Raw genomic sequence first — 19,429 nt, forward strand, 5'->3', positions numbered from 1 at the left:
TTTAAAAATACAAAAGGAGATAAAAACATGCCTGAATTTAACCTAAACCGAAGTGCATGCAGCAGCTGCGGCACATGTGTATCTACATGTACTATCGGCCATCTGGAAATGGATACAAACCCTGAAGTTGTTGCAGACACAATGTGCATAGAATGCGGTCAATGCGAAGCAATATGTCCGGAAGGAGCTATTAATATTTCTGGACCTGAACTTGAACCTCCAATGGAGGACATAAGCTCTAAAATCTCACCTGAAGATATGGGAAACTACATGAGAAACCGCAGGTCAATCAGGAACTATAAAAAAAGGGTAATTCCCCGCGAGACCATTGAAGAAATCATGGATGTTGTAAGGTTTGCACCCTCTGGAGGTAACCAGCAGCCTGTTGAGTGGATCATTATCGAAGACCCTCAGAAGGTTAAAGAACTGGCGGGACTGGTCATAAAATGGATGGAAAAATTAGTGGAAGAAAATTCTCCCTTTGCCCGGATGCTCCCAATGGAATCTTTAATCAGCGTCTGGAAAAGTGGTCTAGACCCTATTTTAAGAGGGGCACCCAATTTATTCATAGCCACTGCTAAATCTAACGAGGGAAGTACTCCAATGGATGGAACTATTGCCCTGAGCTATTTAGACTTACTGCTGCCGTCTTTTGGTCTTGGTTCATGCTGGGCTGGCTTCCTTCAAATGGCAGCTGATTTTGAGCCAATAAGAGAATTTCTGGGATTAAAAGAAGGTGAAGTTTTCTTGGGAGCTTTAATGGCAGGCTACCCTGAGTGTAAGTTTTTCAGAGTTCCTAAACGCAAAAAACTGTCTGTAAAATATATTTAAACATTTATTTTTAAAATAAACTAAAATATCCTTTTTTTTAAAAAAACTTTTTTTCCAAATACTTTTTATCTCCATAAAACCAATTATTATTTAGATTAATTATAAATTCTGCCTTAATTTAAGGGGATATAAAGAATGTCAGAACCACATATCATAGCAGAAATAATCACATTCTCATTAGGGGCTGCAATAAATCCGACTAATTTAACGATAGTCCTGCTTTATTTAGGTGCTCAAAACAGACCTTTACAAAAAGGAAGTTCATATTATGCAGGAAACTTTTCAGCTGCTTTTTTGTGGGCATTTTTAAGCTTAATCTTTGGCGCAGCGCTCCTTACGTTTGTACCTCATTTTTCTACTTTTGTTTCAGCTTGTATTGATGCAGGAATTGGTTTTATACTTTTACTCCTTGGAATTTATCTTTTTAGAAAGAAAAAACCTCAAAAACATGATAAGGCCAAAGAAGCTAAAAAAGAACCCAGCATTTACAAAGTATTTTCATTTGGATTTTTCATGAATATGGCTAATTACAGCAGTATTCCACTGCTTTTTGTGGCTTCTAAGGATGTAGGACTTACAGGGTTTCCTTTTGACTATCAAATAGCTTTACTTCTGGTTATATGCTTAATAATGAATATGATGGTTGAAATCCCGCTGATATTTTATGTTTTAGAAAGGCAGAGGGCTGCTAAGATTTTAAGGAAAGCAAATACATTTTTCATATCAAATGGAAACATTATCATGGGCATTTACATATTTTTAATAGGTTTGTTCCTCCTGTGGAGGGGGATAAATGTCTTAAATATTTTATAAGTTAATTAATTAAAGTTCAAAAAATTGAACTAATTATCTATTTTTTAAAATCAAACACTGATGAAGCAGGAGTTCCATCTGCAAGCCTTATAACTTCAGTTACAGACTCAGAAGAAGTTCCAAACCCATGTGCAATCATGGTGTGCCTTCCAGGCCCTCCAGCGACAACTACAACAACATCTTCTGGTTTTCTTGTTATCTGCACTTCGTTGCCAATAACCCATTTTGAGTCAAGCTTTCTTCCACCTCTATCTCCGAGTTCAACAGGTACAAGTGCATTTTTGTGGATGTACTTCTTGACATCTTCCTTGCTCCAGCCGTCATCTGCAATAGTTTTAGCATGCTCAGGACCCATTATAATAAGCATTTCGCCGGGCACGTGGCTGTTATTACATCCAGCAACAGATGCTGTGTCGATTATAGTGTCAAGGAGGTCTTCTGCAGTTTTACTTCTGTGGTCGTTCACGTTGTGCGGCGAATCTAATCCCATTAATGTAACTGTACTTTCATCAGCCTTAAATCCGCGTTCTATATGTAACGGTTCCCATGGATTTTCATTTTCAGCCTCGCCGAAGCAGTAGCTGTATTTTGAAGGTGATCCCATAGTGGCATGGTCTCCAATTCCAGGGACAGCGCCGCCGATATTTATAAGGCAGAAGCGTATTGCCCTTCCAATGGTTGCATTTGCAATATTTCCGGGGCCTAAACATCCAATTCCACTGTTTATACTAATTTCTCCTGCTAGTGGACCGTTTAAAATTGTGCAAACTGCTACTGGGTGAGTTGTGGCAGTTACTCCAGGTAAATTGAATTTAGGATGTGAAACAGCTTTTATTGAATGCTGGATCACAGGCATAAATTGTGGGATACATCCTGCCATTACAGAATTTACTGCAATTTTTTCAACTGTAGCTTTTCCAGACCTTGGGGGAAGAACTGCTATTATATCATCCCTATTTTTACCTGAAAATTCTATAAATCTGCGTACACGCTCTCCTGTAGGTGGAATGATTGGCAGGCCGTCGGTCTGTTTTTTCATATAAAATTCATAGCTTAACTTTTCAGGATCTGGGTCAACATAAACTTCCATATCGCTCTCAGCAGCTTTACATAAGCGTTGTTCGTTATCTCCTACATTTTCCCTTAAGAGGTCTTCAATGGAACATCCGCAGGTATTATCCACTTTTTTATTAGTCATAGTAAGATTCCTCAATGAATTAGTTAATATTCAATAATTTTTTAATTTCTTTGACAGTTTCTGCGGCTTTTTCCCGGATATTCTCTTCTTTTTGCCCGGAAATGGGATGTTTAATCTCAACTATCCTTAAGTCATCTGCACCGTGGGATTTTGCAAGTGATCTTGCATAGTCCATGAAGTTATCTGAACAGATTGAAATTGTGGGAGTGCCCTCTTTTTCAAGTCTTATTGCATCAAGTATAACCCATGTGGAACACGAACCGCAGTCTCCAACTGCTATAATTGATAAGTCTGCATCGGCAGCATCCTTTAGTTGTTCTTCTGTTGCACCTGCACCTGCTGGCTTTTCGACTTTTTTCCCATTTATATCTAAACTTTCATCAACTGCAGCTAAAATAATATCCGCATTTGGTTTTGTATTGTCGAAATAAGATATTTTATTGATCTTGGAAGGGACTGCCATTACTTCAATTTTATCTGCCGCTGTTTCACCTAATGGGTCCATTACTTCTTTTTCAATGACTTTAACTCTCATACAGTTCTCCTTATAATACTATTTACTTCACCTATTTTTGAAGTTCATTACTTATTTAATTTAAAACTCTTTAATGTATTTAATATACAAAATGTGTACTAAACTGTGCTTAATGTGTAACTTATTTATAGTATAAAATCAATTAATTAACAAGGATATTCTCTAAACTCATGTTCCATTAGATCGTTAAATGAGCAGTATCCTCAAAAAATGTTGTTAATAGGGGGGGATTGGTAACTTCAGTCATTCTCATCACACCCCCATATGAAGTACCCCCCTTAACAACATATAATGATAGCATATCAAATTTACTCAAAACTCAATTCCCCCGAGTGAAGAACTACAGGGATCGCCTCTTACATTATGTCGATTTAAATTAAAAACTGGTCCATAGAGTGGCAACCAAGGAAAGTTTGGGGATGGATAGTATGGAAAAAAACATAATTCAAATTTCAGATTTACATTTTGGAGAGTATAAATTCTCTGAGGAATTAAAAAATAATTTAAAATCCCAAATTCTTGAAGAAAACCCTGATTTAATTATTATCGCCGGCGATATAACTACAATGGGTTATATTGATGAATATATTGATGCAATGGAATTTATAGATGAATTAACTCAAATATCTAGAACTTACGTAGTTCCTGGAAATCATGACTCGTGTAACGTTGGATTGGTCCATTTCCAGAAGTTGATTGGAAATAGAAAATTTAGCCATGCTGATAAAGGGAATAATATTGCTATCATAGGGCTTGATTCGTCAGAGCCCGATGTTCACAGCGGTAAAATTGGTATTGATCAGTTGGAATGGTTAAAAAATGAACTGGATAAAATCCCTAAAGATATGTACACCCTTATAACATTTCACCACCATTTACTTCCTGTACCTTTAACTGGTAGGGAAAGAAATATTTTACTTGATTCTGGAGATACTTTAAAATTATTAATGGATTATGGGGTTAATATGGTCTTAAATGGCCACAAGCATGTTGCAAATGCATGGAAGTTAGATGATATGTTAATCTTAACTTCTGGTACTGCAACAACTAGAAGATTACATGCTGATACTTGCCCTTCCTACAATCAGCTCATGATTAATGATCAAACACTGTCAGTTAATTTAATAAGAACAGAAACTGGCCAAAAGAAACAGTTAGCTCGTTACTCTCTAAATACTGAAACAAAAAATAATGAAGATATTTTAGTGAATCCCTCATTTCACTGATTTCAGCACTTCTATTTTCTTTTTAAAAAGGAAATTAAAAAGCCTATTATTGTTAATATGCCCCCTAAAAGAATAGCATTGTATTCTAAATTTGAAAGTAGCAGTATACATGTAATTATACCAAAAATTGGTAAAATTGGAACCCATTTGACATTTAAAGGTATTTTAAAAGATCTTTCAGTATTTGGGGAGGTATACCTTAAAATAATTGCTGAAGCGTTTATAAAAATAAAACTTGCAAAAAGTGTATAATTAGTTACACTGGCAAGAAAGTCTATTTCTCCAATAAATAAAAACCCGATTGAAGCTAAACTGATTAAAATTATTGCAATCCATGGAGTTCTGGTTTTATAATGCACTTTTGAGAATACATGTGGAATTGAACCTGACTTAGACATGCCGTATACTATTCTAGATCCAGCTAGAATCATTAAGAGAACAGTATTGCTTGTTGCAAAGAGGGCTATGATTGAAAGTAAAAATGAACCGTTTGTTCCAAATACACTGTATGCGATCTGGGAAAAAGGAGCATTTGATTGTGAAAGGCCTTCCCAACCGAGTATGCTTACTGAACTAAAAGCCACCAGCATGTATAAAGTTGTACTTATGATCATGGCAAGTATAATCCCTTTTGGAATAGTTTTATGGGGCTCTTTTGCTTCATCTGAAAGTTTTACGATTTCTTCAAATCCAAGAAAAGCGAAAAAAATTAGAGCTGAGGATGCAAAAATTCCATTAAGTCCCAGGGGTGCTTCTAAATAATTTACAGTTCCATAATAAGGAATTCCAATGAAAGTGATGATTAAAAGTCCCGCTGCTTCTATAGATGTAAATACAATGGCAACCCGTGCGGATTCTTTAATTCCCACAAAAAGAATAAATGATAATAGGGCTATTAATGAAATTGAAGATAAAAATTTGGGTAAATCAAATATAACACTTAAATAATTCGAGAATCCAACTGCAACTGTTGTAGAACTGATAACCGCACTCAATATAATCAGCCATCCTATAACAAATGCTATTCGATCTCCCATTGCATTTTTAACATATTCATACTCTGCGCTGGAATGGGGAAACATGGATGAAAGTTCGGCATAACTAAGTGCAGTAAATGCAGCTACTACAGATGATATCAGAAAAGAAAGCCATAACGTATTCCCTGATAAAGGTGCGGCTTCCCCAATAAGTGCATATATTCCGGCACCTAAGATTATACCTACTCCTGATAATGTGACTTCTAAAAGCCCTAATTCACGTTTTAAAGACTTAATCAGTTCACCCCAGTTAAAATAACAGGTTTTAATATCAGTTAATCATATTATATATTTTAAAACAGTGGCAGTTTTATAAGCATGCACATTTAATTCTAATCCCATCATTAATTGCCCTTTTTTGACGTTTTTAAAATTAGATAATCATTTGTTTATGTAGTTTCATGTTTATCTGGTTAAGATACTTTCGTCTGCGTCTTCAAGCGTATCACATCCCGTAAGTATCATAGCGCGCCGTAGATCCTCTTTTACATACTTAAAATACATATTCACAGCTACTTCTCCACCACCTATAGCTACCTGCGCGAGAGTCCTGCCAAGTAGGGCTATATCTGCCCCGAGGGCTATGATCTTGAGCACATCAAAACCGGTTCTTACTGCCCCATCTGCCATAATCTGGACTTTTCCTGAAATTTCCTTTGCAATATCTGGAAGCACTTCTGCCACTCCTTGTCCTCCGTCCAGGACTCTGCCTCCATGATTAGATACATAGCATACCTTAGCGCCAGAATCTACAACTTTGTTTGCATCTTCAGTGGTCATAATACCCTTAAAAATCACTGGTTTTTCTGTACAGTCCACCAGTTCCTGAAGTTCACTTTCACTTTTCCGATAGACCATTTTATCAGAAGCTGCCCAGAACGTTGAACCTGCCCCTTCCAGGTCAATTCCTACTGCAACTACATTCATGTCTTCGGCTAACCTTATGAGCTGGATAAGCCGTTCCTGTGATTGAGGTTTAAGCATTGGAATTCCCAATCCTCCACTTTCTCCTATAACTTTGATTCCCAGATCATCAGGACTTGTTGGAGTATTTCCTACCATTCCAATGGATCCAAAAGCCCTTGCACCTCTTAAGAGGCCTCGATAAAATGCGTCCTCAGAAATTGCATCATTCATGCTAGATTTGACTCCCGAAAGACTGGCACCCATAACTGGAGCTTTGATCTCTTTTCCAAAAATAGAAAGAGACATTTCTGGTTCATGATGGGCTTTGATCACGCGCATTTTAAGCTTGTATCTTTGAAGGGCATCGTAATTTGCTTCAAATGTTTTTCCCTGCCCTGCACCTCCCATGCCTATTGGGGCCCCGTATTTCTGCCCGACACATGTCCTGCCGGGTTTACCATCACAGGTAGGAAAAACACCGCAAACCCCTGTGAGCATCCTCCGCCCTACAGAGCGGTAATAGTTAAGGTCGTTAGTTCCTCCCTGTCCTTTATAAGCTTCCATTTTAATTGCAAATACATCATCACGTATCTGCTGCAGGTACTCTTTGGGCATTCCACAAACTGGGCAGCGCCAGGTATCTGGAATCTCATCCCAACTTGTATCTGGTTTTAAATTTGTAACAGAATCTCCACTGTCTTTATCATATACATAAACACTACAATACGTGCAGAGATATTTCATTTTAGCTCCCCTTCATAGCAGCGAGTTTAGGACTATACTTCATTTTCTCGATAACGGTTTTTGGATATGGTTTCAAGATTAAACAACCTGTTTGCATCTTCTTCAGAGAGAATTCCCTTTGCAATTACAAGATCCTTAATGGGCTGATTTGTTTTCGTGGATTCTTCAGCAAGTTCTGCAGCATGTAAATATCCAATTTTGGGTGAAAGAAGCGTTGCAAGGATGGGGTTCATTCCAGCAACCATTTGTAACTGTTCTTCATTGACTTTGATACCTTCAACGCAGCTGGACTGGAAGACTGGAAGATAATTATTAAGCATAGATGTTGATTCAAGTATATTGGAAGTCATAACGGGTGTCATAATATTCAGATCAAGCTGTCCTGCCTGAACTGCAAGTGAAACTGCTGTATCATTCCCTATAATCTGGAATGAGATCATATTTAGACATTCTGCCATAACAGGATTAACTTTTCCGGGCATAATGGATGATCCTGGCTGGACAGGCGGTAAAACAATCTCATTTAAGCCTGATGTAGGTCCTGATCCCATAAGGCGGAGGTCATTGGCTATCCGGATCAGTTCAAGTGCAAGTTCTCGCAGCGCCCCTGAAAATGCAGCCATCTGAGAACGGCTTTGTAATGCCTCAAAACTGTCATTTGCAGGGATAAGTTTAAGGGAGGTTAGATCAGCCAGCTTTTTCACTACATTTTTTCTGTAAGATGGTGGAGAATTCACTCCAGTTCCAGTTGCAGTGCCCCCTATTGCAACTTCAAGAAGATTATTCCTGCGTTCACGGATCCTTTCTGCAGCCCGTTTGATGGCACTGCCGTATGCAATGAATTCGTCTCCAATGGTGACAGGTACTGCATCCATAAGATGAGTCCGTCCAGATTTTGGAATATAAGAAATCTTTTTGCCTTTCTGTTTAAATGCATCTGCAAGGTTAAGCAGAACTATATTGAGGAGATCTGCCTCAAAAAGAACAGCAATATGGGATGCCGTGGGAAATGTGTCATTACTGGACTGCGATTGATTAACATGGTCATTAGGGCTTAAATAATCATATTCTCCTCTGTTTTTCCCTAAAATTTCCAGGGCACGGTTTGCAAGCACCTCATTAATGTTCATATTGAATGATGTACCGGCTCCTGCCTGGAAGATATCAAGTGGGAACTGATCAGCAAGTTTTCCACTGATAATTTCATCTGCAGCTTTTACAATGGCTTCTCCCCGCACGTTATCGAGGGTTCCAAGTTCCATGTTGGTGATGGCGGCCGCTTTTTTTACCAGTATGTATGCTTTAATTAATTCAGGACGCTCATGTCTGCCGCTAACTGGAAAATTTTCCATGGCCCTAAGGGTTTGAATACCGTAATATGCATTATCATGGATTTCTCTTTCACCTATGGAATCTTTTTCCAGGCGCATAATCAGCCCTCCTGAAATTTTCCTTTATCTTCGAGCTCTTTCCTGGCTTTTGCAATTCCAATGGTTGGAGGCACTCCTTTAGGGCAAACTCTGGTGCAGTTTCCATAAAATTCACATGCCCACCACCCATTTGGAATATTTGCAAGTCCCAACCTTTCGATTCCATTTGATTCACGCGGATCAATATGAAACCTATAGAGCTTGGCAAGGGCAGCGGGACCTAAATATTCTGGATTTTTTCCATCCACTGGACATGCCCCGAAACATGCTGCACAGAGGATGCAGTTTGTGTACAGTTCTAGTTCAGTTAGGGCATTAGGTTCCATAAGCCTTTCTTTTTCAGGAGCTGGATTTGCTGGTTTAAATACCGGCTCAATAAACTTGTAGTATTTGAAAAATGTACTCATGTCAACGATGAGATCTTTTATAACTGGTAAATGGGGAAGTGGTTCGATTAAAATCTCTTCTTCTGGATCCCATGGCACGTTTGTCTCTTCAATTGCATGGTACGAAATGAGATTTATTTTAAGTTCTCCTTTAAGGAGAGGCGTTAACTGTGTCCTGCATGCAAGCCGGGGAACTTTGTTAATGAGCATTGCACAGGTACCGCAAACTGCACCCCTGCATGAGTAATGGAATGCAAGAGAATCATCAAACTGCTTCTGGATTTGAAATAAAGCTTCCAATATGGTCATACCAGATTTTGGCATGAATTCGAAGGTAGCATAGTGGGGAGAATCCAGTTTTTTATTGTACCTGTATACTTTTAATTTCATTAATAAACACGCTCCTTTGGTTTAAACATGCCTAATTTAACGGGTTTATAAGAAATTTCCATTCTGCCATTGTGAAAGGATACAATAGTGTGCTTCAAAAAGTTATTATCATCGCGTAATGGGTAATCAGTCCGAGTATGGGAGCCGCGGCTTTCTTCTCTTTTAAGGGCACCAATTGCAACCACTTCAGCAAGCTGGAGCATACCTTCCAGTTCAAAAAATCGTATAAGCGCCTGATTTACGGCACGATCTTTATTATTAATTGAGACTTGAGAAATCTCATCCTGCATATTTTTAATTTCTAAAAGTCCCTCTTTCATGGTTTTACTGTCGCGAAATATGCCAAATTTATGGAACATTGTCTGTGTCATATCATCCATCAAGCTAAAGAGATGTTTTCCTTTATCTCTTTCAAGTATCTGGTTAATTCGCGTATCAATTTCACGCATGGCAGATTTAACCGGCTCAAAATTGGGCTCGGGAATATTTTTAATATCTTCAATAATTTTATCTGCCGTCAGCCGTCCAAACACTACGGTTTCCAGAAGTGAATTTCCACCGAGCCGATTTGCACCATGAACACTAATACATGCGCATTCTCCTGCAGCGTAAAGCCCTAGAAGAGACGTTGCTCCGTTAATATCTACATCTATTCCTCCCATGGAATAGTGCTGCCCCGGCTGAACAGGTATTGGATCCTTAATGGGGTTTAGACCTGCAAAATCCATGGCAATCTGCCGTATTCCCGGTAATCTTTCCATAATGAGATTGGCACCAAGGTGCCTGAGGTCAAGGTGGAAGTAATCTCCATCATAAGCATTTCCTTCTGAAATTTCTTGAATCATAGCCCTTGCTACGACATCACGTGGAGCTAGATCTATTGAATTAGGAGCATAACGTTCCATGAAGCGCTCTCCATTTTTATTAGTAATAATGCTCCCTTCACCACGAGCCGCTTCACTTATCAAAATGTTAGTTCCGTAGAGTGTTGTGGGATGAAATTGAACAAATTCCATATCTTTAAGTTGTACTCCTGATTTGAGTGCAAGTGCCTGTCCATCTCCGGTGTTGATGAGGGCATTTGTTGATTTGTTGAATATCCTACCAAATCCTCCAGTTGCCAGGAGAACTGCCTTTGCAACAAATCCATGAACCTTTCCAGTCATGATTTCAATTGCAGTGCAGCCAATGCACCGCCCGCTGTCATGTACCAGTGAAGTAACAAAAAATTCTTCATAGACGGGTATGTTTCGCCATGTAACCTGTTCATATAGTGTATGGAGTACATTGTGTCCTGTACGATCTGCTGCATAGCACGTCCTTGGAAACCCTGCACCCCCAAAAGGACGCTGGGCAATTTTTCCATTTTTCAGTCTGGACCACACGGTTCCCATATGTTCCAGTTCGATTACAGTTGCAGGAGCTTCACGGCACATGCGTGCAACTGCATCCTGATCTGCTAAATAGTCTGATCCTTTCACAGTATCATAAGCATGTGTTTCCCAGCTGTCAATGCTATCTCCTTCACCATGGACATTACCAAGAGAAGCGTTCATTCCACCTTGGGCTGCAACAGAATGGGATCGAAGTGGATGGACCTTTGTAACCACAGCCACATTAATCCCTGCATTTGAGGCCTGTAAAGATGCTCGAAGCCCTGTTAACCCCCCACCTATAATGAGTACATCATGACAATGAACAGTTTGCAAATTGTCAGTTTTGCTAGATTCTTTTATAATCTCCTTCATTTGAGATAGGGACGTATTATGCTTTTCTTTTAGTGGATGGCCTTCATAATGTGATTTTTCCAGTTTAGAAAAAGAGGATATTCCTTTTACAGAAGTTATAGTGTCCAAGCAATCACCAGGATAATCCTGTATTTACTTTTTAGCAGCTCCTTCTGTGCAGTAGTAAAAGTCATTTAATCCATAGTTTCTTTCAACGGGACACGTACCACAAAGACATCCTCTTTTTTCAAGATCACAATTGGTTTTCCCTCTTGAACAGAATATTCGTTCACTATTGTCTTTCATACACTCATTATGAGTTGGACATCCTGGACAAAGGCATAATTCTGCGTTTTCTCCTGTATCATCAACAATTTTTTCTTCTGCCATTTAATCACCTATTAATTTATAAAACAAATTGGAAATCTACTTTTTAGCGGCCCCTTCATCGCAGTAGTAAAAGTCAGTTAATCCATACTGACTTTCAATGGGGCATTCACCGCAAAGGCAACCTTTTTTCTCAAGTTCACATTCAGTTTTCCCTCCAGCACAGAAAAGACGTTGATTTCTATTTCTCATGCATTCATTAAGGGTGGGACATCCGGGGCAAAGGCATTTGGCTGCATTTTCTTTAGTATATGGGACTATTATTTCTCCTTCTCCTTTTATTATGGAAGTGACTCTGTATATGTTCCCACTGGAAGCCCTTGCAAATCCGTTTTCTTCACCATGTAAGTCTGTGAAGTATAATCCTCCCGGTCCGAAGGCTAATCCGCAGGGGCTTGCTGCCCCTTCGCCTATATATCTTACAAATTCATCGTAGGATTTAACTGCGGTAGCATCCTCATTAAGTTTCATTTTTACAATTTTTTTGCCTTTTATGGATTCACCTTTTACATATGATCCGCCAAAAAGAGCTACAAATAGTTCATCTTCAAAATCAAAAGGAAATTCATCATTCTGCATAAATGCAAGCGCCGTAGGTCCATGAGTAAAATGCCACCAGAATAAGCTGTTTTCACGCATGCTCTTCGGCCAGCCGTAATTTTTTCCTGCTTTTACTTTTGCAATTCTGTCATCATAGGCAGGTCCGTTATCGGAAATATAAAGAGATTTATCACTTTTACGCCATGTAGCACCGAAAGGATTTCTGAAACCTTTAGCATACACTAAACTATCAGGATCAGGGTTATCTTCTGGAATACTGCCATCTAAATTCATCCTGAGAACTTTACCCCTTAGCTCGTTGTCATCCTGAGCAACTTCTGGGTGGACCATTCCTTCTCCAAGGTTTACATATAATTTACCGTCAAATCCAACAGTAACAGCTTGAATTTGATGCGCGGCTTTAATAGAGGGTATATTGTCCAGAAGTGTTTCTGCTGAATCTATTTTCAGGCCATTTTTACTTTTGGTTCTTATTAATTTGTTTTTGGGTTCTCCATTCTCTTCATAGAGCATTGTTATGAATAGATCGCCAGTTTGGGGTTCAACGCAAATCCCAGTAACGCCTGATTCTCCTGTTCCTGGAAATTCATGATTTGCTTCATAATTTAACAGGTTTTCTGCATATGTATGAACTTTCCAATCATTTGTTATGACTTTAATTTGTCCATAAAGTTCTGTAACATACAAAAGAGGTTTATTGGAGTCATCTGTTGGATTAGGGACAAATGCTAGATTAACAGGTAAATTTAATCCTGAAACCATCAATTCTATTTTAAACCTTGGAAATACCCACCATCTTTTTTCTATATCGTTATTCATAAAACTCACCAGTTAATATCTAATTTATCTTTAATAATAAATATAAATTTATAAGTATTACATTTGATAAAAATATTTTTTTCAAAAATCAGTTTAAAAAGGGGATAAAATAGTTTTAGGGGATTTTAATTTAGAGATAATTTTAAAAAATTATTAGGGGCTTATAAACATTAATTGGTGTGTTTAATGGGGGTATAATACTAAAATGGAAATTGTCAATGTGATGGGAAGTTATTGTAAATTTTAAGTTTTAAATAAGAACCAGTTAATTGTAAATTAATTTAATTAAAAATAATATGTATAAAAAGGGGAGAGTGGGGTAAATAAAAAATTATACCCCCTATTATGTTGATTTTATCTGCGGAAATAACCTCTTCTCCAAACAGTTGCGATCCATCTGTGATGTCCTATATATCTGGCTGTAACCCTAAACATAGGTGTATGGTATCTGTGTCGAATCCTGTTAACTGCAAATGGTGAAGCTACAACGAATCTCCTAAATACAACCCAATGGCCATAATAATAAGTTCCATGGCCTCCATGGCCGTATGTGGCTGAGCCTCGTGCAGTTTGTGTAACGGGTTGTGCTGATGCTGCACTTGAAAGTCCTACTGTCGCTATAAAAATCAGCAGAAGAACAGCTAGTTCTTTTTTCATATATTACACCTCCACGTGTATATAATTAACACGGATTTTTTAAGTCTGTGTTGTGATGATACTATATCAACTATGTAATAAAAAAGTTTCTATTAGTATTAATAAGGTAATTTGAATGAAAAATGTTTAGTAATGATTTGCTGATTTTGAAAAAATAAAGGAAAAAAATATCAGAAAAATCATATTATTTAAATAATGAATACCTATTTTGTGAAATAAACAATTGGCCTAAAAATAATAAGTAATTGGTTACTTTTTGAAAAATAGAGATTGAATTAATGGAAAAAAATAGTAATTTAATAGATTTTGACTTTTGAAGGTGCAAAGCTGTTAATTAAAGAGTAATTCTAGTTTTAGACAGTAATTTTATTAAGATATGTATATCTAATTGAAATATAAGAACTCAGTTAATTTGTAAGTATATTTTCTTATACGTTAAAAAGTGCAGAGGGTATCTTTAATAAAATTATTTTTTAAAATTAGTATTTTAATTGAAAAACAAACCATATATTATATGCAGGGGTACGAAACTGGTACCCCATTAATCCCTCAATTGGATATTTATCTGCGTATTACTGGGCCACGTATTGTACCTCGGTAGTATGGGCCGTAAGTTCTTCTCCATACAGTTGCAACCCATCTATGGTTGCCTATATATGTAGCTCTAACTCTGTAGATAGGTGGCGGAAATATGTGTCTAATCCTTGTAAGGCTGAGTGGGGAATATATAACGAATCTTCTAATTATAGTCCAATGCCAAAAAGAAGCTCCATGGCCTCCTTGGCCATATGTGGTTGGTCCGTGTGCAGTTGTAGCTATTGGTTGAGCTGATGCTGCACTTGAAAGTCCTACTGTTGCTATAAAGATCAGTAGGAGAACGCTTAGTTCTTTTTTCATATATTATACCTCCACTTGTGTATATTTAAACACAGATTTTATACCTGTGTTACGGGTGTTATGTTGATTATGTAATAAAAAAGTTTCTATTAGTATTAAATCATAAATTAACTTAAAAACGTTGAGTATTAATCATTTTTAAGGTTGTATAAAAGGCTAGAAATGTTATAATATTATCTAAAACTTAATTTTATTTATAAAATTAACAATCAATTTAAAACAGTAAGGGAACTTCTATTTGAAAATAAAAAGTAAATGGGGAAAATTTAAATCCCATGATATTAGTTAAAACCATTAAGGTTTAACTAGTATTTTAAGCATTTTTTGATTTTAGTGTATAAATTGTGCTTATACTAGTGATTAAGACCATTTAAAGCTAATATGTAGAAAAGAGTTTTGAGAGTTTAGAACAATAAGGGGTTAAGTTAGTAATAGAGAGATTGGGTAGCTTAGAACCATCCGCAGAGGAAGTGTGGGAATAATGCGGCTTTGAGGATTAAGATTTTGATTATTATGATCTTAATTACGACTAATAACATGCTTTCACCTCCGTGTTATTTGGTAAATAGAGAGATTGGGTAGCTTAGAACCATCCGCAGAGGAAGTGTGGGAATAATGCGGCTTTGAGGATTAAGATTTTGATTATTATGATCTTAATTACGACTAATAACATGCTTTCACCTCCGTGTTATTTGATATACCTGTAATACAATACAGTATTACTAAAAATTTCAATCTAGAGATACCAGTTAAAACTTTGAGATTTACCTAGTATTACAGCAGTTTTTGGTTTTGGATGCTTAAATTATGTTTATATTTCTGTGATTAGAACCATCCACAGAGGAAGTGTGGAAGTAAGCAAGCTTTGAGGATTAAGATTTTGATTATTATGATTTTAATGTAGACGAGCAACATATTTTTCACCTCCTTGTTGTTTTATACATAATGTAATACAATATTTGTATTACTAAAAACTTTAATCTCTAAATGCTAGCTAAAACCTTTAGGTTTAGCTATTTTTGGATTTGATGTGTAAATTGTATTTATATGGCTGTGATTACCATAATCCGCCGAGTAATCCATGTAATAAGCAAGCTTTGAGTACTAGTATTTTGATTATTATGATTTTAATGTAGATGAGTAGCATACTTTTCACCTCCTTGTTGTTTTGCGTACATAATGTAATACGTAAATACTATTTTCGTACTACAACATCTCATATGTTAATTATGTAATAAAAATTTTTCTATTAGTATGAATAACGCAATTTAGCTAAAAATTATTTAGTAATTATCCATGGTTTTTGAGAAAAAAACAGGGGAAAATGCAAAAAAAAGCATAATATCTGATAAAATTAGTAATTAACTGAAAATTGTTTAGCAATGATAGGTTATTTTTGAGAAAAAAACAAGGGAAAAAGTGAAAAAAAAGCTAATATCTGATAAAATTAATAATTAACTGAAAAATAGCAAGTAATTATCTATTGAATTAATAGGGGAAAATATAGGCTGAAGATTATAATTTTAATTAAGATCAAGCTTTTTAAAATCAGTAATTTAATTCACGTTCATGTCATGGGGGTTTTGAGAATTCTGCAGGCTAACAAAAAAAACTCTGTTTTTTACGGTTGAAAAAACGTTTTTTTTTCAAACATGCAAAAAAACTCTGTTTTTTGCGGTTACAAAACGTAGATTTTTCAAAATCACAATTTAATTAAAGTATAATTTATGTTCGTGTCATAAACAGGAGCGCTAATTTAAAAATAGCGTCAATATTGTTTGAAAAATAAAAAAAGAATAAATTTTGAATTCCATATTTAATTTAACTTTTTAGGTTAAAATTAAATATTTAAGCATTGGGTTTCAGCGTGTTCTAGATAATATTTATATTACCTCAGTTAGAACCAGTTATTATTACCATATTCCAAATCTGTTGATTCCTAAGTGGCCGAAACCATGAGCACCGAAAGCGTTGATACCCCAGTGATGGAAACCAAAGAAGAGTGGTTGATGGAAGAAGAGTGGTACGTTCCAGAAGAGTGGGTTGTTCCAGAGAAGACATCCACTAAAACACATACTATTTCACCTCCACAGTGTTATATTCGCATACATTTTTCAATACCAAATTTTCATTTTGGTACTACAAGAAGGTGGTATGTTGTTGATGTAATAAAAATCTTTTTATTAGTATTAAAATCACAATTTAATTAAAAATTATTTAGCAATGAGGGGTTATTTTTGAAAAAATAGAGGGTAGAGATGTGAGAAAAATATTATATTTGACAAATTAGTAATTAACTGAAAGTTATTTAGTAAGGATATGCCAATTTTAAGAAGAAAATAGAAAGTAAATTGAAAGAAAGCATACTATTTGATGATTGAAGTGTTTTTAGTAGAATTAATAATTATATTGAAAATAGAAAGCATATACATGTTAATTTTAGAAAAATAGGGCATAGTATGAAAAAAAGGTTATGATATTAAAAAATTTCTAAAATATGAATGATCATTCATAAAAATAGCACTTACTAGTTTCTATTTAATAAAATAAAAAAATAGGTAAATTTAATTCAAAATTTAATCTAAAAACCCTGCAAAATAGATGTTCGATCAGTGATTTCAGTGACTATAAACGTATTTTATATTGTCGCAGTTACCAGAACCATGTGTTCCATAACCATGGGCTGTTGAAAAGGAATGGTGTAGTCCAGATCCATGGGTTGCTCCATAATAAACTTCCTCCGAAGAACATATTTTTCACCTCCTTAAATATTTACGCATACATTTGTAATACAAAAGTTTATTTCTGTATTACAAGAAGGTGGTATGTTGTTGATCTAATAAAAATTTTTCTGTTAATACATTATTTTAGGTATTTAAAATGAAAAATAATTACTAATTATACTTATTTTACAAAAAAAGCAAATTTAACAAAGATTTATTATTGGTTCAATCGGGGATTAACAAATAATTCTCTTGAAATTGTTTAACAATCTTTAATGAATGGGTAGTGGGTACTTAAAATTAAGTTAATACTAATTCAATAACAAATTAAACTAAAATTCTCAAGAAATTGGATATATAATTTGAGATAGAAAAATAGTTTTCATGGTTAATTACTAATATTAATTCATATTTTTTCAAATATAACTATAAATTTGGGATAAATTTTGTTTTAATTTAATAAATATGCTAAATTTTAAAAATAAAATGTATGAATTAGTTTCAAATGAGACTAATTCTTAATTAAGCTTCTTTTCTAAATCTTTTGACAACAAAATCGTTATCAAGGGATAAAACAAATGAAGCTGCTCTTGGGCCTTGTTTTTTACCGATTATAATTTTATAAATGGCCTGGAATGCTTTTTGAGGTTTCATGTCCATTTCAGTGAGAAGATTGTACATTTCGTCATGTAATTCTTCCGCACTATATTCCTTTCCTTCAAGAAGGTCTGCAAGTTTAAGCAGGAATTTGGTCTGGTCTTCACCCAGAGGTAATTTAGGAATCTTTTTCATAACACTGAACTTTACAAATTCTGGTGCATATGTACCAAGCCAGTTTTTAACATGATCCATCCTCATTTTGAGATTTTTAAGATCTTCTTCATTTAAGTTCTCAAAGTCAACATTGTTCATGTTTTCTGGAAGCTGTGAATTCTTTTTGAGTATCTCAAAGACCTTTTTTATGTCTCCATCTGCAATTTGATATGCTACTGTCATGAACCTGTAGGATGGTTGGAATGGCATTTCGTCCTTAAGTTCAATTTGTGACATTTCATAAATCTTTTTAGATTTTTCCCCTTCTTTTTGGGATGCAGGTTCTTCAGATCCATAGTATATCCTTTCAACACGATCATACTGGTCAATAAAGTCTAGAAATGGCATTTCGGGGTTAAAGTCTTTATGTTTTAATGGTTTACTGCGGAATAGGAAATAATTAAGAGTTTCTGGCTTGCCTATTTCGAGCCACTGTCCTGGTGTAAAGAAAACACCTTTAGATTTGGACATAGCATCCCCCTTAAGAGTTATCCATTCATAAGGTACGGGGTAAGGTGCAGGATAATTGAATATTTCCTGTGATATTATGCTGCTTACGTCGTAGGATCCCCCACTTGCTGCATGGTCTTTTCCAAATGGTTCGCATGTAATACCGAGTATCTTCCATCTTGCAGCCCATTCAACACGCCATGTAAGTTTTCCTGTACCTGATTTAATATCCATAGATCCTTCATGGCCGCAGTTACATCTGTAATGAACGATATCGTCTTCATAGCCGTAGGCGAAGGTAGTATTTATCCGTCCGCATTCTTCACAGATTGGGTTGTATGGAAGCCAGTCATCTGCAAGGGCATGTTCCCTGTATTTATTGAATATTTCCCTTATTTTAGGGGCATTTTCTAATGCTATTCGTATATATTCGTTGTATATCCCTTCTTTGTACATTTTTTCTCCGGAATATTCCTTTAAAGATATTCCAAAGTCATCAAGTGTATCAATAAATGGTTTTTTAAAGTGTTCTACGAAATTTTCACAGCATCCTTCAGGGCAGGGAATATGTGCATAGGGTATGCCTAAATATTTTTCATATTCTGGTGGAAGGGGATATGGAACTTTTCTGAGTGGATCGTAGTCGTCTGCAATCCATATAACTTCTGCAGGAGCTCCCTGGTTCTTTAGAGATTTTGTGACTGCATTCGCGATAAACACGTCGCAGGAATTTCCAATGTGTATTGAACCGGATATGGATGTCCCACTTGCAATTACATGCTCAGGTAAATCTCTTTCAATTAAACTATCTGCAACATTTTCAATCCAATGTTTCAATCAAATCACCTTTAATAATCATATAAAAAGAATTAAAACCTTCTTTTGAAGGATTTAGTAAG

The 19,429-nt window shown here is 35.9% G+C and carries 16 protein-coding genes; 5 read left to right on the plus strand and 11 right to left on the minus strand.

Features of this window, described 5'->3' with window-relative positions:
* Positions 1-27: 27 nt before the first annotated feature.
* Together EJ01_RS05195 and EJ01_RS05200 are read left to right on the plus strand one after the other, a co-directional pair.
* A complete protein-coding gene (locus EJ01_RS05195) occupies positions 28-831 on the plus strand; it encodes a nitroreductase family protein (protein ID WP_048081583.1) in 804 nt (267 codons plus the stop codon).
* 135 nt (positions 832-966) lie between these two features.
* Positions 967-1,644: a GAP family protein gene (locus EJ01_RS05200; RefSeq protein ID WP_048081582.1), complete on the plus strand. Its 678-nt coding sequence runs from the start codon at positions 967-969 to the stop codon at positions 1,642-1,644.
* A 37-nt stretch (positions 1,645-1,681) separates the two neighbouring features.
* Here EJ01_RS05200 and EJ01_RS05205 read toward each other — a convergent pair whose 3' ends face one another.
* The gene (locus EJ01_RS05205) at positions 1,682-2,842 is read right to left on the minus strand and encodes a hypothetical protein (protein WP_052375869.1); all 1,161 of its coding nucleotides are present in this window, start codon (positions 2,840-2,842) and stop codon (positions 1,682-1,684) included.
* Positions 2,843-2,861: 19 nt separating this feature from the next.
* On the minus strand, positions 2,862-3,377 hold the full coding sequence (locus EJ01_RS05210) for a UGSC family (seleno)protein (protein WP_048081581.1): 516 nt from the start codon (positions 3,375-3,377) through the stop codon (positions 2,862-2,864).
* 428 nt (positions 3,378-3,805) lie between these two features.
* On the opposite strand from EJ01_RS05210, the gene EJ01_RS05215 reads away from it, so the two are divergent.
* A complete protein-coding gene (locus EJ01_RS05215; RefSeq protein ID WP_048081580.1) occupies positions 3,806-4,603 on the plus strand; it encodes a metallophosphoesterase family protein in 798 nt (265 codons plus the stop codon).
* Between the two features lie 11 nt (positions 4,604-4,614).
* Here the strand turns inward: EJ01_RS05215 and EJ01_RS05220 are convergent, their stop codons facing one another.
* The 8 genes from EJ01_RS05220 to EJ01_RS05255 form a co-directional block, all read right to left on the minus strand.
* Positions 4,615-5,910 (minus strand): amino acid permease, encoded by a 1,296-nt coding sequence (locus EJ01_RS05220; RefSeq protein WP_169740440.1) that lies wholly within the window; start codon positions 5,908-5,910, stop codon positions 4,615-4,617.
* Positions 5,911-6,045: 135 nt separating this feature from the next.
* Positions 6,046-7,290, minus strand: coding sequence for an alpha-hydroxy-acid oxidizing protein (locus tag EJ01_RS05225; RefSeq protein WP_052375873.1), 1,245 nt, complete (start codon positions 7,288-7,290; stop codon positions 6,046-6,048).
* Between the two features lie 32 nt (positions 7,291-7,322).
* Complete coding sequence (locus EJ01_RS05230) at positions 7,323-8,720, minus strand: aspartate ammonia-lyase (protein ID WP_048081578.1); 1,398 nt, start codon at positions 8,718-8,720, stop codon at positions 7,323-7,325.
* A 2-nt stretch (positions 8,721-8,722) separates the two neighbouring features.
* On the minus strand, positions 8,723-9,496 hold the full coding sequence (locus EJ01_RS05235) for a succinate dehydrogenase/fumarate reductase iron-sulfur subunit (protein ID WP_048081577.1): 774 nt from the start codon (positions 9,494-9,496) through the stop codon (positions 8,723-8,725).
* The gene (locus EJ01_RS05240; protein ID WP_211251442.1) at positions 9,496-11,352 is read right to left on the minus strand and encodes an FAD-dependent oxidoreductase; all 1,857 of its coding nucleotides are present in this window, start codon (positions 11,350-11,352) and stop codon (positions 9,496-9,498) included. Before EJ01_RS05240 ends, EJ01_RS05235 begins: the two co-directional genes overlap by 1 nt.
* 24 nt (positions 11,353-11,376) lie before the next feature.
* Positions 11,377-11,613, minus strand: a complete 237-nt coding sequence (locus EJ01_RS05245) for a DUF2769 domain-containing protein (protein ID WP_048081576.1) — start codon at positions 11,611-11,613, stop codon at positions 11,377-11,379.
* A gap of 36 nt (positions 11,614-11,649) precedes the next feature.
* Positions 11,650-12,990: a PQQ-dependent sugar dehydrogenase gene (locus EJ01_RS05250; RefSeq protein ID WP_048081575.1), complete on the minus strand. Its 1,341-nt coding sequence runs from the start codon at positions 12,988-12,990 to the stop codon at positions 11,650-11,652.
* Between the two features lie 354 nt (positions 12,991-13,344).
* Positions 13,345-13,647, minus strand: a complete 303-nt coding sequence (locus EJ01_RS05255; protein ID WP_048081574.1) for a hypothetical protein — start codon at positions 13,645-13,647, stop codon at positions 13,345-13,347.
* 691 nt (positions 13,648-14,338) lie between these two features.
* Between EJ01_RS05255 and EJ01_RS17960 the strand changes: the two genes are divergently transcribed.
* Both EJ01_RS17960 and EJ01_RS05265 read left to right on the plus strand, forming a co-directional pair.
* Complete coding sequence (locus EJ01_RS17960) at positions 14,339-14,473, plus strand: hypothetical protein (protein ID WP_269221194.1); 135 nt, start codon at positions 14,339-14,341, stop codon at positions 14,471-14,473.
* A 2,026-nt stretch (positions 14,474-16,499) separates the two neighbouring features.
* Positions 16,500-16,754 carry a hypothetical protein gene (locus EJ01_RS05265; RefSeq protein ID WP_048081355.1) on the plus strand — a complete coding sequence of 85 codons (255 nt, stop codon included), beginning with the start codon at positions 16,500-16,502 and terminating at the stop codon, positions 16,752-16,754.
* Positions 16,755-17,789: 1,035 nt separating this feature from the next.
* On the opposite strand, the gene lysS is transcribed toward EJ01_RS05265, so the two are convergent.
* The gene (gene lysS / locus EJ01_RS05270; protein WP_048081356.1) at positions 17,790-19,367 is read right to left on the minus strand and encodes a lysine--tRNA ligase; all 1,578 of its coding nucleotides are present in this window, start codon (positions 19,365-19,367) and stop codon (positions 17,790-17,792) included.
* Positions 19,368-19,429: the final 62 nt, after the last annotated feature.

The organism is Methanobacterium veterum, from assembly GCF_000745485.1.
GTDB lineage: Archaea > Methanobacteriota > Methanobacteria > Methanobacteriales > Methanobacteriaceae > Methanobacterium_D > Methanobacterium_D veterum.